Source organism: Anaerosporomusa subterranea (assembly GCF_001611555.1).
Taxonomy (GTDB): domain Bacteria; phylum Bacillota; class Negativicutes; order Sporomusales; family Acetonemataceae; genus Anaerosporomusa; species Anaerosporomusa subterranea.
This window is the reverse complement of record NZ_LSGP01000013.1, coordinates 363718-379921: the sequence shown is the minus strand read 5'-3', so window position 1 is coordinate 379921 and position 16204 is coordinate 363718. Positions and strand designations below refer to the sequence as shown.

Genomic DNA, 16204 nt, shown 5'->3' with positions numbered 1-16204 from the left:
ATGAATATTTCCTTGTCGCAAGCTAGCCAATATATGTTTGCAGCCGAGAGCGTTGTCATCACTGGCCATGTCCACCCTGATGGTGATTGCCTCGGCTCGATGTTGGCGTTATTTAGGCTCTTTCAGCAAAAACGAGTGAAGGCTCGGCTATTGTTGGATGATGAAATACCCTCGCTTTATGCTTTTTTGCCTGACCTGCATGAGATTGAAAGACCGATAGAACCTATTGAGGCAGACCTGTTAATTGTCCTCGATGCTAGCGATATTGAGCGGATAGGCAAGGTACGGGAGTATGTTTCAGCTCCTGTTTTGAATCTTGATCATCATATCTCAAATACCGGTTTTGCAGATTACTTATTTTTAGACCCATTAGCTGCGGCAACAGGATCAATTTTATATTCTCTTTTCCGTCAAGAAGGGATTAAGCCAGATGAGTTAACCGCAACTTGTCTCTATACTGCGATTGCAACAGATTGTGGCTTTTTTCGTTATGCCAATACGACAAGTGATACGCTTCGCTATGCAGCAGAGCTATTAGACTGTGGTGTCCAGCCGGCGCTAGTTGCCGAAGCGCTTGAAACAAAACCAGCCAGCAACATCTTCACCTTGATTCATGTTCTGGAAACCCTGGAAATAGTTCTTGAGGGCAAGGTCGCCTGTGTGACAGTGGCATCAGATGTTCTTGAAATTGGCGAAAGCACGGATGACTTCATCAATTACCCTAGAAGCATTGAAGGCGTTGAAGTTGCCATCATGTTTAAACAAACAGATGCCTCATTCACCCGAATTAGTCTCCGTTCACGCAATGTTGATGTCAGCGCGATTGCGCTGTCCTTTGGTGGCGGAGGCCACAAACGCGCCGCAGGTTGCTCGATCGCCAGCCCACTCGATGAGGCAAAAAGACAAATATTCGTTGCTGTTGCCAGCGCGCTAGAGGAAGTAAAATGATTACAGGAGTAATTAACCTACTTAAACCCCCTGGAATGACTTCTCATGATGCCGTTTCATTTATTCGGCGAACTTATGGGCAAAAGCAAGTCGGCCACGCGGGCACACTTGACCCGGCGGCTGCAGGTGTACTGCCGATCTTTCTCGGTAAAGCAACACGACTTGTTGAATATCTCACCGATGATGACAAACAGTACCGGGCTGAGCTTCGCTTTGGTCAAGAGACTGATAGTGGAGATTATACCGGGTCTGTTACTCGGACCTCTGATAACATCCCTAGCCCAGAAGTAGTTTGTCACGTCTTAAATTCATTTTTAGGTCAAAGCCAACAGATTCCGCCAATGTATTCTGCAATCAAGGTTGACGGACGTAAGCTCTATGAGTTAGCGAGACAAGGCATAGTCCTGGAACGTAAAGCGAGGAGCATTACTATTCATTCGATCTCCTTGTTGCAAATGGAAGGTCAAAACGCGCTGTTTGATGTATCTTGTACGAAGGGGACATACATCCGCAGCCTCTGCTCTGATATTGGCGTGCGTTGCGGCTCAGCCGCAACCATGACATTCCTGCTCCGAACCGGAGTGGGTTGTTTTTCGTTACAAAACGCTGTTTCTTTAGAGGAGATTGCGCATGCTCCGGAGCAGGTGGTTTTGCCTGCCGACTCCGCCTTAATACGTATGCCCTCAATTACACTGTCACATGCAGATACAACAAAGTTCCTGACTGGACAGAAAACCTACTTGCAGGAGGCTGCGATGCAGCCGAAGTTCAAAGTATATAGCTCTGATAATACGTTTATCGGCATTGGCGGCACTTGTGGCGAACTGCTTGTTCCGCAAAAAGTGCTCCCGCCGGAAGTAAGCATGTAAGACAGAGGAGCGAATATGAAAGTCATTACTCGCATGGAATTAAACGAGAGCTTTTCAGGAGTTTCTATCGCTTTAGGTACATTTGACGGAGTGCATTTGGGGCATCAAAAAGTAATTGGCCGTGCTGTCGAATTTGCCAACCGTTCAGGAGGAGAAAGCGCTGTCTTTACATTTGAGAACCATCCTCTTTCGATTCTTGCTCCACACCAATGTCCGCCTCTAATTACCAGCTTGGCGGAAAAAGAACGACTATTGGCTGATATGAGGGTAGATATACTATGCCGCATTCCTTTCACCAACGATCTGCTTCATCTTACACCAGAGGAATTTGTCAACAAACTAGTTTCTCTCTTTTCGCCTTCCTATGTCGTTATTGGCCCCAACTATTCCTTCGGCTATCGTAGCTCAGGTACTCCTGAACTGCTGACACAGATCGGAAAGGAAAAGGGGTTTGTAGTTGAAGTGCAGGAAGCTGTTTATATTGATGGCAATATGGTAAGTAGCACGAGTATTCGCCAATGTGTCAGCAGCGGTAATATGGAACAGGCTGCAAAATTAATGGGCCGTCCATTCTGCCTTTTCGGAAAAGTGATTCACGGAGATATGCGGGGACGTGTCTTGGGATTCCCGACAGCTAATATTCAACCGTCGGCAGAACAACTTCTGCCTGCTGATGGCGTCTATACCGCGCATGCAATTATCGGTACCCAACGCTTGCCTGCTTTGGTTAATGTCGGAACTAACCCTACGTTCAACAATCAGAATAGACGAGTGGAAGTCTATGTGTTAGACTTTCAAGCCGATTTATATGATCAAGAACTAGGAGTAGAATTTTTAAAGCGGCTAAGGGGAGAACAAATATTCTCAAGCATTCAAGAACTGAAAGATCGTATCGCACTCGATGTGATTGAAGGAAAACAGTATTTCAAATCGCATGTAAAATAGATAATTTTTCATCCAACGATTTGCTTTGTTTCGCTTGATATGCTAAACTATAATTAGTTGTGTGGCTTGTCTACTTATATGCCGCGCAACATTATGATTATGAACCATAGCGAGGATGACCGAAGCTCCGACGACGTCTTGGCTAGTGGGGATTGACTAAAAAAGGAGGTGCCATATGTTAGCTCCAGATCAAAAACAACAACTCATTGAAACCTACCGCATTCATGAAAATGACACTGGTTCACCAGAAGTACAGATTGCAATCTTAACTGGGCGGATCAACTACCTGACAAATCACTTAAAAGAACACAAGAAAGATCATCATTCCCGTCGTGGACTGTTGAAGATGGTTGGTCAGCGCAGAGGTTTGCTTAACTACCTTCGTGATAGCGATATTGAACGCTACCGTACGATTCTGCAGAAGCTGAACTTGCGCAAGTAGCGCAAGACATGTTAAGACTTGGCGTAAGCCAAGTCTTTTCTCATGTGTACATAATCGATATGAAAAAATCGCTCAATTTACTCGTTATACATATTATTTGGTATTGACAACCAATAAAAAAGGGAATACTACAAAAAATGTCGAAGTAATAAGCTTTGAAAAAAGATGGTAAGAGGAGGAAAACTGCAATGCATAGTTTTCAGATGCAGTTAGGTGGACGGCAGTTAACCATCGAGACAGGCAAACTGGCTAAACAGGCCAACGGTGCTGTCTTGGTACGTTACGGAGATACGGCAGTATTGGTATCTGCAACAGCTTCAGCGGATCCACGTGAGGGAATCGATTTCTTCCCGTTAACAGTGGACTACGAAGAAAGACTGTATTCCGTAGGTAAAATCCCTGGAGGGTTTATAAAACGCGAGGGTCGCCCCAGTGAGGCAGCTATCCTTGCCGGTCGATTAATTGACCGCCCAGTTCGCCCATTATTTGATGAAGGCTTCCGTAACGATGTGCAAGTTGTTGCAACAGTTATGTCGGTCGACCAAAATAATCCACCGGAGATTCCGGCGATGATTGGCGCTTCTTGTGCTCTGACTATTTCTGACATTCCTTTCGGCGGCCCAATCGGCGGCGTTCGCGTTGGCATGATCGGCGATGAATTTATTATCAACCCGACGATCGCCCAACAAGAACAAAGCGTACTTAACCTGGTAGTCGCAGGAACTAAGGATGCCGTTCTGATGGTAGAAGCTGCTGCCAGTGAACTCCCTGAGTCAGTCATCCTCGAAGCCATTGCAACTGGACACGACATTATTCGTGAGCTGGTCGCATTTCAAGAAAAGATTCGCGAAGAAATCGGCGTGCCCAAAAAACAGTTAAAAAAATATGAGCCTCTGCCGGAAATTAATCAGGTCGTTCGCGAATATGTTACCGAAAAGCTAAAAGTAGCAGTTTTTAACTCGGATAAATTAACTCGCGAAGAAAATATAAAACAAGTTAAAACCGAAGCTGCAGTTCATTTTGCTGGGCTCTTCCCGGACAACAAAAAAGATATTTCTTATGTTATGCAAAAAGTATTAAAAGAAATTGTACGCAAGATGATCACTGTCGATAAAATCCGTCCTGACGGCAGAAAGCTTGACGAAGTGCGCCCCGTGTCCTGCGAAGCGGGAGTGTTGGCGAGAACTCATGGCTCCGGCTTATTTACGCGTGGACAAACTCAGGTGTTAACGATTACAACTCTTGGTGCACTTGGTGACGAACAAATACTAGATGGGCTAGGGGTAGAAGACTCGAAGCGTTACATACATCATTATAACTTCCCACCGTATAGCGTAGGGGAAGCTCGTCCAATGCGTAGCCCGGGTCGCCGTGAAATTGGACATGGCGCCCTTGCAGAACGAGCCCTTATACCAGTAATTCCACCAGAAGCTGAGTTTCCCTATACGATCCGTCTGGTATCTGAAGTTCTCGAATCTAACGGCTCTAGCTCGATGGGAAGTGTCTGTGGTAGCACATTATCGTTAATGGACGCCGGAGTTCCCATTAAAGCTCCAGTATCTGGCGTCGCAATGGGCTTAGTCAAAGATGGCGACCATTACACAATTCTGACAGACATCCAAGGTATGGAAGATGCCTTAGGTGACATGGACTTCAAGGTTGCGGGCACAACTAAAGGCATTACTGCCATACAAATGGATATTAAAATTGCCGGAATAACGAAAGAAATCCTTCACGATGCGCTCGAACAAGCAAAACAAGGAAGACTACACATTCTAAACATCATGCTATCAGCGCTCTCTGCTCCACGAACAGATCTTTCTCCGTTCGCTCCCCGCATTATTACGATGGAAATTGATCCAGACAAAATTCGTGATGTAATCGGACCAGGCGGAAAGACGATTAAGAAAATCATTGATGAAACCGGAGTTACCATTGATATTGAAGATGATGGCAAAGTATTTATTGCTGCTGTCGATAGGGAAGCTGGCCAAAAAGCAGTCCGTATCATCGAAGGATTGGTCCGTTCTGTTGAAGTTGGCACAGTCTATAACGGTAAAGTCACTCGGATGATGACTTTTGGCGTATTTGTTGAAATTCTCCCAGGTAAAGAAGGTCTTGTTCACATCTCTCAACTTGCTCTCGAACGCGTGAACAAAGTGGAAGATGTTGTTAAGGTTGGCGATGAGATTACAGTAAAGGTAACGGAAATCGATCGTCAAGGCCGCATCAATCTGTCCAGAAAAGAATTATTGCGAGCAGAGCAAAAACAGGCCGAATAAAGAGCACTTTTCAGAGAAAGTCCTCCGATGCGAAACATAGACTGCCCAGTCTATGTTTCGTTTTTTTTACATGATTTTTCACTTCTAGTAATACATTGATACCAACGAAGAAAACGAGGTGCATTCTGTGAAATTTATTTTCAGCGCCCGTATTCCACCTTGGTATGTTATGTTTACCCTGTTTACTCTGACGACAATTTTTTTTACGAATTCTCTCGCTGATCTGGGTTACGGTATCCCGACCCGCCCGGGACTTACTCCTATCTTTCAGGGGAATCGGGAAACGCCTAAGGTTGCTTTTGCCTGCAATGTTTTTTGGGGAGAAGACATTATGCCTGATATGCTAAATATCTTAGCAGACAATCAGGTAAAGGCAACATTCTTTATCGGCGGCAGTTGGGCAAGACGCCATCCGGAAAGTTTAAAACTTATCGCCGATGCCGGACATGAATTAGGCAATCATTCATTTACTCACCCTCATCCAAACCGGCTCAGTAAAGAGCAAAACCAAGCTGAAATTATTCGTACAGAAAAATTGATAGAAGAGGTTACCGGTATAAAAACACGACTATATGCTCCCCCTTATGGAGAATACAATCATTTAGTCCTGGAGGCCGCCCAGGAACTCAATTATTTAACAATCATGTGGACTGCGGATACAATTGACTGGAGGCGCCCTAGCCCGGACGTAATTATCAAACGAATAGAAGGTAAACTTCAGAATGGAGCCATCATTTTGATGCATCCAACAGAACCGACTTTAAAGGCATTACCTGTACTCATCAGACTGATTAAAGCTAGAGGATATACGATTGAAACTGTATCTGATATCATAAAGTAGTCCATTTAAGCAGGATATATCCTGCTTTTTTTATTGCCTAATTGCCTAATGTGTGATATCATGTTTACATAACTCTGAACAACAAACGCAATAGGAGGTAAACGTGCTACAGAATAAAAAACTATTATCATATGCCTTATTAGCTCTCTTTGCCTTCGGATTGCTCGTTCCGGTTCAGGCGGCGTATGCAGCGCCGAATGACACTATCGGTAAATCAACTCTGCCTTCGCCCGCAGGTGGCGGCAGTTTTATTGAAAGATTGTTTGGCCTCCTTTTTGACGGGATTTTGGGACCGATCTTAGGTATCTTTACCAATGGGAAGTCTGAATCAGATACTCCGAGTGTGGTCAAACCATTGCCTCCGAAAGAATCGGGAAGTATCCTCGATAAGGGCGTTTTACGTGGAAAAGTGATTGTTGTCGACCCTGGACACGGTGGTCACAATCCCGGTGCGGTAAGTAATGGTGTGCAGGAAGCTGATATCAATCTTTCGATATCCACACTCTTGCGGGACAAGCTATCGAAAGAAGGCGCTAAGGTCATTATGACCCGTCAGTCCGACAATGCAGTAGCCAGCAACAACAGTAGTCTAGGTCAAGAACTTCAGGCGCGGGTTGATATCGCGGAAAAGAATAATGCTGATCTGTTTATTAGCATTCATTCGAATTCAAACCCAGACAAGAACATTGCAGGCGCCATGACATTCTATCCAAAGGACAGTTCGTCGCAATTGGCGATTGATGTTCAGAAGGCATTGATTGAACAGACTGGGGCTGTTGACAAAAGCGTTGCTTCAGCAACGTTCTATGTCCTTCGCAATACAACTATGCCCAGCATCTTGGTTGAGACAGGATTTGTCACTAATAAACAAGAAGCACTTAAGCTGAACGATTATTCCTACCAGAACAAAATCGCACAAGGTGTGTATAACGGGGTTATCCGTTATTTACAAAGTCATTAACTAGCGGCCTGGGTATCTCCCCAGGCTCTTTTCCTACTTAGGGTGATAGCGATTTATGTCGAATGCAGGAATTTTTGATGTTAGAGGTAAATATAACAATACATGATTAAAGGATGCAAAGGAGCACTTATGTACGAAAAATCAGTCTTGAATAATGGTATTCGCGTTGTAACCGAAACAATGCCCCATCTTCGATCAGTTACACTAGGAGCGTGGGTAGCGACCGGCTCGCGCTATGAACAGCCTAACAATCACGGGATATCCCATTTCATAGAGCATTTACTGTTTAAAGGTACGACTACGCGTTCGGCTAAAGCGATTGCCGAGGAAGTTGATTCAGTTGGCGGACAACTGAACGCATTTACCGGCAAAGAATATACTTGCTATTACATGAAATCTTTGGACACACATCTTGACCTTGCTATTGAATTAATTAGCGATATGCTGCTTAATGCCCGCTTTGACCCTAATGATATCGCCAAAGAAAAGGGGGTCGTGCTGGAAGAATATAATATGTACGAAGACTCACCTGATGAATTGGTCCATGATCTATATGTACAGCAAGTTTGGCAGGATCACCCTTTGGGACAAAGCATCCTCGGCTCGCGCCAATCTATCGAGCGATTTAATCGCCAGATGATTCTCGACTATCGCCAGAGCCATTATACTCCTGATAATATAGTCATAGCTGCTGCCGGCAATCTGACTCATGCACAGGTTCTCACTTTGGCTGAACGCTACTTTGGCAAAATGAGCGGCGCCGCCGGCGGACAAACTGCTTTAGCACCGCGCTATTTACCAATCCAGTCCAGCCGAACTAAAGATACAGAACAAGCTCACATTTGCCTTGGTGCCCCTGGCTTCAAATATGATGCCGACGAACTATACAGTCTTCATATTTTAAATAATCTTTTAGGGGGCAGTATGAGTTCACGTCTGTTCCAAAGCATCCGTGAAGATAGAGGCTTAGCCTATTCTGTATATTCCTACCAGAGTAGTTATAAGGATACCGGGCTACTCACGATTTACGCAGGAACTAGACCGGATAATGTAAATGAAGTGCTTGATCTAATCTGGCGTAACATGACTGATCTTCGCAAAAATGGTGTTTCTGAGACCGAACTGCATAAAGCCAAAGAACAGCTTAAAGGCAATTTATTCCTTGGATTGGAAAGTTCCAGCAGTCGGATGTCGCGTATCGGCACTTTAGAAATGACAGTAGGCAAATATGTTACACTTGATGAAGTTATCGCAAAGATAGATCGTGTATCCGCTGTGGATATCGCGTCTGTTGCTAGTGCATTATTCCAGCCGGAAATGATCAGTTGCTATATTCTTGGGCCAGAGCAAGATATCAAATTTGGCAAGTTCATTTAGGAGGTCATTATGCACCAACGGGGTTTCGAAGTGGTGAGCTCTTATCACCAGTCAGACATTACTTTACCTGTCCGGAAAACGCAGGCAAGCGCAGGCTATGACATAGCCGCCGCAGATGATTCAATCATACGCCCAGGCGCTGTTTGTCTCGTAGCGACTGGGATCAAAGCTTATATGCCTGCAGATGAATATCTAGCTGTGCATATTCGTTCTGGATTATCAGTTAAAAATGGTCTCAGTTTAATCAATGGGCAAGGGATCATCGACAGTGACTATTACAACAATGCCGAGAATGAAGGTCATATTCTGATTGCTCTATACAATCACAGTCAAATTAATGTAACGATTTCCAAGGGGACAAGAATTGCGCAAGGCATATTTCAAAAATATCTTATCGCCGATCATGATAAAGAGGCATTATTAGTGCGATCTGGCGGTTTTGGGAGCACGGGCAGTAAGTAATAAATAAATTTGAGGTATTTGCAGGAATAACACTAGATATGGAGTATATGTATATCCGAACACAATATCTAGTACCACACCATTGATAGGGAGGTCGAGCTTGTGCAATGTCCTTTCTGCAACTATTTGGAAAGTAAAGTAATAGATTCCCGATCGGTCAACGAAGGTGCGTCAATCAGGCGTCGCCGCGAGTGTTTGCGTTGTGTTCGTCGATTTACTACATATGAAGTTGTTGAAAAGACTCCGCTCATGGTTATAAAAAAAGATGGCCGCAGAGAAATGTTTGACAGATCAAAGTTATTAAATGGACTACTGCGTTCATGTGAAAAACGGCCAATTCCTTTACATGCAATTGAAGCCTTAGTTGATCAGATCGAAAAAGAACTACTAAATGGTATGGAGCGTGAAATCACTACCCAAGTGATTGGCGAAACTGTAATGCGCCTTCTAAAAGACGTAGATCAGGTTGCCTATGTAAGGTTTGCATCAGTATACCGACAGTTTGCTGACATTAATAACTTCATGCAAGAATTGGAAGTTTTAATGAAGCCACAAAGCATGAATACAGAACCAAAAAAGTGAGGGAAATCGATGTTTACGAACATTAAAAAACGTGACGGCCGCGAAGCATCATTTGATGAGGCCAAAATTACGGAAGCGATTTTTAAGGCAGCTAAGTCGGTTGGCGGTGCGGATAAGCAACTTGCCATGGAGTTGACCTTAGATGTTTTGCGCTATCTGAAGCAAAAGTATAATGGCGGCGTATTCACTGTTGAAGATGTACAGGACGCGGTCGAGAAAATTTTGATTGATAAAGGTCACGCAAAAACTGCAAAGGCATACATACTCTATCGCAACCAGCGAACCCGCATCCGTGAAGGCCGCTCAGATCTGATGGATACAGTCAAGGAGATTCTGGTTGAAACCAGCCGTGAGAACGCTAATGTCTCCAACTCGCCGTCAGCAAAAATGCTGCAAATTGCCAGCGCCGCTAGTAAGGCCTACTACCTTAATCGGCTAATTCCAGAATCGATGTCCTTAGCGCATCAACGTGGCGACATTCATATTCATGATCTCGATTTTTACGCAAAGACTCTGACATGTGTGCAAATACCGTTGGGCCGTCTGTTAGCGCAAGGCTTTTCGAACGGTCATGGTTTTATCCGTCCGCCGAAACGTCCGGCTTCAGCTACTGCTTTAGCTGCAATCATCCTGCAAAGCTCGCAGAATGATATGCATGGCGGTCAGTCCTTTGCTTTTTTTGACCGTGATATGGCCCCATTCATGCGAGGCGCGTCAGATGATGATGTCTATCAAGCAATGGAAGCCCTCATCTATAACCTTAATAGCATGCATTCACGTGCCGGTGCGCAAGTTCCATTTTCTAGTCTCAATGTTGGTACCGAAACAACCCCTGAAGCCCGCTCAATAATCCGCAATCTCCTGTTAGCCTACGAAAAAGGATTGGGACATGGGGAGAATCCGATTTTCCCCAACATTATTTTCCGTGTCAAAAAAGGGGTGAATTTCGATCCAGGTGATCCGAATTATGACTTGTTCCAATTAGCAATTCGTGTAGCCTCTCAACGCATGAATCCAACATTTAGCTTTATGGATTCATCATTTAACTCGCCATATGGCGATCAAATCAGTTATATGGGCTGCCGGACCAGAGTGATGGCTAATCGTCGCGGACCTGCCGTCACTGATGGAAGAGGCAACCTCAGCTTTACTACGATCAACCTACCGCGTCTGGCCTTAAAAGCGGAACGGGATTTAATGAAGTTCTACGAAAGCTTGTCAGCTATGATTGATTTAGCGTGTGAACAACTTTATCATCGTTATCAAATTCAAGCGCAGCTGAAAGTGAAAGACATGCCTTTTCTTATGGGACAATCATTGTATCTTGATTCTGAAATGCTGTCACCAAATGACCCGATTGAGGAAGCCATCAAGCATGGCACTCTGTCCGTTGGATTCATTGGTCTCGCAGAGACACTAGTAGCACTGACCGGATCGCATCATGGAGAGAGCGAAGAGTCACAGGTTTTAGGTGAAGAGATTGTAGCTTTCATGCGCGATAAAATAGATCGGGCTGCGGAAAAATATGATTTGAATTATACCCTCCTAGCGACGCCTGCTGAAGGACTGTCCGGCCGTTTCGTTAAAATGGATAAACAAGAATATTCACTGATTCCGGGTGTAACAGATAAAGAGTTCTATACGAACTCCTTCCACGTACCTGTTGATTATCCGATTAGTATATTTGATAAAATGAAGATCGAAGGCGTCTATCATAAATATGCCAATGCAGGTCATATTAGCTATATCGAGTTTAGCTCGCCGCCGATAAACAATCTCAGTGCAGTAGAAGACATCTTGCACCAGATGCAACAATGCGACATCGGATATGCTGGCATCAATTTCCCAATCGACTTCTGTGACGCATGCGGCTATCTTGGCGTTATCGATACAGATACTTGTCCAGGATGCGGTGTAGCCAGTGTCCGGAAAATTCGCAGAATTGCCCGGCCGTCCAAAGGCGGAGCAACCCTGTAATGCTACACAAACTAAAATAAAAGGATGACAATCTTTGAGCCAACAAGAGGGATTATTTACGGAACTCAGAATAGCAGGCATTACGCGGGAAAGCGTTGTGGACGGTCCAGGAATGCGGTTTGTGATATTTACTCAAGGCTGTCCCCACAACTGCCCCGGATGTCACAACCCGGAGACACACGACCCAACTGGTGGTAAACTCATGGATAGCACTGAAATTATCAACATGATTGAACAGGCTCATTTGATCCGTGGAGTAACGTTTTCCGGAGGCGAGCCATTTTTGCAGGCTAATGCGCTTGCAAAAATTGCGATTGCAGCCAGACGCCACGGATTGGATATTGTAACATACACCGGCTTTTTGTTTGAGAAGCTGCTTGAACGGGCGGTAACTGATACAAAAGTCTTGGCTCTGTTAACCAATACAGATATTCTCATCGATGGCCCATATAAGAAGGAAGAGCGTGATTTACGGCTAGCTTTTCGCGGTTCATGCAACCAACGTTTGATTGATGTCCCCAAATCGCTGACTGCAGGTCGCGCTATTACCTGGCAAGATCCGTATTTGAAAAATTTTAGTTAACAATGGCGTTATTTTCTTGGAAACAGCTCACAATAAGTCGTGAGCTGTTATTTCTACAAGTAGGGTAGTGATTCATTATGTCGTGGAACTTGATTAAGTATCAGCAGAGCATTTTAGCTGCCGAGCAAGGAGCAAGCGTTTATGCTCCTGGCGCAAGACAGCCATTTGCGCTCGCGTATCCAAACAGCTACCATGTTGGTATGTCAAATCTGGGTATGCAGATTATTTATCAGCAAATTAATCTACGTGGAGATACCGCCTGTGAGCGTTTCTTTTTTCCCGATCCAGAACAGTTACGTGAGCACATTCGAACTAAAACTCCATTATTGAGTATTGAGACCCAACGCCCACTACGCGAATTCCCATTAATCGGCTTCGCAGTATCCTTTGAAATGGATTACTTTCACCTACTTGACATGCTGGCTCTTGGACGTGTCCCGCTTCGAGCTAGTGAACGAACAGACAACGATCCACTTGTAATCATCGGGGGCCCTTGCGCCACCTTTAATCCAGAACCATTAGCAGAGTTCGTGGATATCTGCGTGGTCGGCGAGGGAGAGGAAGTCATTCACGAACTGTTGGATGTATACTACCGTGAGCAAGAAAGACGAGCCTCAAGGCAAGAAATCTTACTAGCGCTTGCTCAGGTTCCCGGACTATATATCCCGGCGCTCTATCAGCATGAGTATAATGAACATGGGATAATTAACGGTAGCACCACGCTTGCCTCAGTTCCTAAACAGATTGTTCGCCGCTGGGTAGAAAACCTAGATTCATATCCTGGAGAAACAGTCATTGTTACCCCAAATACAGAATTCAGCAACATGTATCTCGTAGAAGTTGCTCGCGGCTGCGGTCGGCATTGTCGTTTTTGCATGGCAGGATATTGTTTCCGGCGGCCACGCTCTCGGTCACTTGAGACCGTAAAGAAAGGAGTGGACGCTGCTGTTGCCTATCAAGCAAGAGTAGGCCTCATGGGTGCCGCAATTTCGGATTATCCTGATATTAACGCCCTTTGCACCTATATTGCCGACAAAGGCCTGTCGATGTCGGTCGCATCTCTACGGGCTGACTCTTTGACAGAGATACTGGTATCCGCACTAGCTAACAGCGGGCACAAGACGATTACCTTAGCACCCGAAGCAGGTAGCGAACGACTACGTCGCGTAATTAATAAAACCATTAGCGACCAATCTCTTGAGATTGCCGTCAAACTGGCTATCCAAGCAGGGATTGTTCATGTCCGCTTATATATTATGGTCGGACTACCGACAGAAACTGACGATGATATTACAGCCATCGCTGTAATGGCTAAAACGATTAAGCGGCAGATGGAGGTTCTCGGCAGCAAAGGCAAATTGACACTCAGCGTTAATCCTTTTGTTCCCAAGCCCTTCACTCCATTTCAGTGGCTGCCTATGTGTGACTATGCCATTGTCTCGGCACGCCTAGCTTCGATTCAAGCCTCACTCAAAGGCATAAGAGGAATAGAGGTTCTTGTTGAATCCCCGAAGGAAGCATATATACAGGCTGTGCTTGCAAGAGGTGACCGCCGGCTGTCGAGGGTGCTAGCATTGGCTCAATCATTGGGCGGTCGAAAGTATTGGAAACAGGCCATTAAACAAGAAGGCCTGAACGAGAATGAGTATTTATATAGGGAACGCAGTCATGAAGAAGTATTGCCTTGGCATAGGTATAACATCGGACTCGAAACCGATTACTTGCGGCATGAACATCAAGCCGCGCTGCAAGAGAAATATACCGCTCCCTGTTTTGATGACTGCCATCGTTGCGGCGTATGCCGCTAAACGTGGAAGGAGAAAATGATGAAAGAGCAATTTATCTTGCGCCATGCAGATAATGGCGTCTGGTATGGTATCTTTAGCCATTTTGAAGCGCACGGCCTAATACATGGCATCTCGACTCGACTACATGGTTACAGCACTTCCCCATTCAATTCGTTGAATCTAGGTCTTCATACTGGTGATACGCGTGAAACGGTGTTAAGAAATCGTTCTTTATTTGCCGCCGCTATCGGTATTAATCCAGAAGCAGTTGTTACCGCACAACAGGTTCATGAAGATACCATCACAATTGTCTCAGCTGATGACAGGGGATCAGGAGCAAAAGACTACTCCCGAGCTTTCTCCTCAACAGATGCACTGGCAACCATTGAACCAGGTGTTCCCCTGATGCTCTTTTATGCAGATTGCGTACCTGTATTATTTTTTGATCCTGTTCGCCGAGTTACCGCTATTAGCCATGCAGGCTGGAAAGGGACAGTCTCCCGGATAGCGGCCAAGACATTAACTAAGCTGCAGGCGGAATTCAATGTCAATCCTAAAGATTGCTTGATCGGAATTGGGCCATCCATCGGCCAATGTTGCTACGAAGTCGATCAAACTGTGATCAACAGATTGCAACAGGAGTTTACAAACACTTGGTCCAACTTTACACTGCAGAAGAATAACCGTTGGCAGTTTGATCTTTGGGAATTGAATCGCCGTCAGTTACTTGAAGTTGGCGCAAGTGAAGACAATATTGTGGTCAGCGGCATTTGCACTTCCTGTAATACCCAATTATACTATTCACATAGGGCTGAACACGGCACGACCGGTCGCTTGGCTGCAGTTGTACAGCTATAATGCCGTCATTCTAGTATAGGAGATCACCATGCGCAAAAGAAAGACAAGCCCCTGGCTACTGCTCGTGGGATTTGCTGCGATAATAGCCTTCTTTTTAGTTCTTTGGCCTGAAAAAGATCAGCAAGGTCAGCTCGATCGTTATAAGCTCGAAAAAACAGGTGCAGGCACCAGCGCAGATTATACTGCTGCTTGCACCGTTTTGCACACAACGGTTGATACTGTGCTTTCCAACCACCGCGTAATTATTAAGCAGACAGAAGCTATTGAGCGTCAAGCTCCCCGCACACAAGCGGAAGGGAAAATTCGTTGGCATTCTCGAAATCTGCTTATAGAAAAGCCCAAAGACCTGCCGGTCCACGCTTTGATCAAATCTTTAGAGGCTGCTTTACCACAGGCAAAAGGCAAGATTCTCGCTATTCAGTCTGATGATTTTCAGGGAACGAAGACGCAGAGATTGGATATTGGCTTACAAGATATGCTAGATCAGGACCCCGTAACAATCATCTCTGATAAAATTTTCATCATTACCGAACCATCGGAACAGAAGAAGCTTCAAGTAAAAGCAGAAATGGCGATCATCATCGATGATTTTGGCTATTCGGCAGAACCCATTCAATCCTTTGTTGCCATCAAGCAACCATTAACATTCTCAGTGCTGCCTCACCGCCCTTTCAGTAACGAGTCAGCTGCCAATGCTCTAAGTGCAGGACATCAGGTCATGCTGCATTTGCCAATGGAACCGCTTGCTCCAGCCAATGTCCGAGAGCCAGTAGTAATTTCTGCAGCTATGAACGATAAACAAATTAGAGAAACTGTTCTGAAAGCGCTAGCATCTGTCCCCGGCGCGGTAGGAGTCAATAATCACCAGGGATCAAAAGCGACGGCGGATAACAAAGTAATGCGCGCTGTGATGGCAGCGATCAGTCCGAATAACCTCTTCTTCGTTGATAGCCGGACCACATCTGAATCAGTTGCCGCGGCCATTGCGAAGCAATCTAGGATCCGCACAGCGGAAAATGATTTGTTCATTGACAATAATCCTGACGTAGGCGCAATAAAAGCACAAATACGGCAAGCAATTAAAACAGCATTAAAGCAGAATGAAATGATTATTATCGGGCACGCTCGTCCAACAACTGCCATCGCTCTTCGCGAAATGCTCCCTGAAATAGAAGCGTCCGGAATTCGACTGGTTTTTGCTTCACAGCTTGTCAAATAGATTCTTCCAAAGCTGCCTGTAATTTAGGGTAGCTTTTTTCCTATCCTTTCTAGTTTCTATCCCACAATGCA

General features: G+C 45.1%; 15 protein-coding genes. All 15 read left to right on the top strand.

From position 1 onward, the window contains the following. The 15 genes from AXX12_RS05435 to AXX12_RS05365 all read left to right on the top strand — a co-directional run bounded on the left by AXX12_RS05435 (position 1) and on the right by AXX12_RS05365 (position 16133). The gene (locus AXX12_RS05435) at positions 1-948 is read left to right on the top strand and encodes a DHH family phosphoesterase (RefSeq protein WP_066239241.1); all 948 of its coding nucleotides are present in this window, start codon (positions 1-3) and stop codon (positions 946-948) included. Continuing rightward, entirely contained in the window at positions 945-1817 is an 873-nt protein-coding gene (gene truB / locus AXX12_RS05430) for a tRNA pseudouridine(55) synthase TruB (RefSeq protein WP_066239238.1), read from the top strand. The genes AXX12_RS05435 and truB overlap by 4 nt, the downstream gene beginning before the upstream one ends. 15 nt (positions 1818-1832) lie before the next feature. Next, on the top strand, positions 1833-2762 hold the full coding sequence (locus AXX12_RS05425) for a bifunctional riboflavin kinase/FAD synthetase (RefSeq protein ID WP_066239235.1): 930 nt from the start codon (positions 1833-1835) through the stop codon (positions 2760-2762). Positions 2763-2937: 175 nt separating this feature from the next. Beyond that, positions 2938-3204 carry a 30S ribosomal protein S15 gene (rpsO, locus tag AXX12_RS05420; protein WP_066239232.1) on the top strand — a complete coding sequence of 89 codons (267 nt, stop codon included), beginning with the start codon at positions 2938-2940 and terminating at the stop codon, positions 3202-3204. Between the two features lie 188 nt (positions 3205-3392). Beyond that, positions 3393-5486, top strand: a complete 2094-nt coding sequence (locus AXX12_RS05415; RefSeq protein WP_066239229.1) for a polyribonucleotide nucleotidyltransferase — start codon at positions 3393-3395, stop codon at positions 5484-5486. Positions 5487-5613: 127 nt separating this feature from the next. Beyond that, the gene (locus AXX12_RS05410; RefSeq protein WP_066239227.1) at positions 5614-6327 is read left to right on the top strand and encodes a polysaccharide deacetylase family protein; all 714 of its coding nucleotides are present in this window, start codon (positions 5614-5616) and stop codon (positions 6325-6327) included. Between the two features lie 103 nt (positions 6328-6430). After that, positions 6431-7288: an N-acetylmuramoyl-L-alanine amidase family protein gene (locus AXX12_RS05405; protein ID WP_066239224.1), complete on the top strand. Its 858-nt coding sequence runs from the start codon at positions 6431-6433 to the stop codon at positions 7286-7288. 129 nt (positions 7289-7417) lie between these two features. After that, the gene (locus tag AXX12_RS05400) at positions 7418-8665 is read left to right on the top strand and encodes a M16 family metallopeptidase (RefSeq protein WP_066239222.1); all 1248 of its coding nucleotides are present in this window, start codon (positions 7418-7420) and stop codon (positions 8663-8665) included. 9 nt (positions 8666-8674) lie between these two features. Beyond that, positions 8675-9127 (top strand): dUTP diphosphatase, encoded by a 453-nt coding sequence (gene dut / locus AXX12_RS05395; RefSeq protein ID WP_066239219.1) that lies wholly within the window; start codon positions 8675-8677, stop codon positions 9125-9127. Positions 9128-9229: 102 nt separating this feature from the next. Continuing rightward, a complete protein-coding gene (gene nrdR, locus AXX12_RS05390; RefSeq protein ID WP_066239216.1) occupies positions 9230-9709 on the top strand; it encodes a transcriptional regulator NrdR in 480 nt (159 codons plus the stop codon). A 9-nt stretch (positions 9710-9718) separates the two neighbouring features. After that, positions 9719-11686 (top strand): anaerobic ribonucleoside-triphosphate reductase, encoded by a 1968-nt coding sequence (gene nrdD / locus AXX12_RS05385; protein ID WP_066239212.1) that lies wholly within the window; start codon positions 9719-9721, stop codon positions 11684-11686. A gap of 34 nt (positions 11687-11720) precedes the next feature. After that, the gene (gene nrdG / locus AXX12_RS05380) at positions 11721-12269 is read left to right on the top strand and encodes an anaerobic ribonucleoside-triphosphate reductase activating protein (protein WP_074431341.1); all 549 of its coding nucleotides are present in this window, start codon (positions 11721-11723) and stop codon (positions 12267-12269) included. A gap of 77 nt (positions 12270-12346) precedes the next feature. Next, the gene (locus AXX12_RS05375) at positions 12347-14077 is read left to right on the top strand and encodes a TIGR03960 family B12-binding radical SAM protein (RefSeq protein ID WP_066239210.1); all 1731 of its coding nucleotides are present in this window, start codon (positions 12347-12349) and stop codon (positions 14075-14077) included. Between the two features lie 15 nt (positions 14078-14092). Further along, positions 14093-14914, top strand: coding sequence for a peptidoglycan editing factor PgeF (gene pgeF, locus AXX12_RS05370; RefSeq protein ID WP_231881807.1), 822 nt, complete (start codon positions 14093-14095; stop codon positions 14912-14914). Positions 14915-14942: 28 nt separating this feature from the next. Continuing rightward, a complete protein-coding gene (locus tag AXX12_RS05365; protein ID WP_066239206.1) occupies positions 14943-16133 on the top strand; it encodes a divergent polysaccharide deacetylase family protein in 1191 nt (396 codons plus the stop codon). Positions 16134-16204 lie beyond the last annotated feature (71 nt).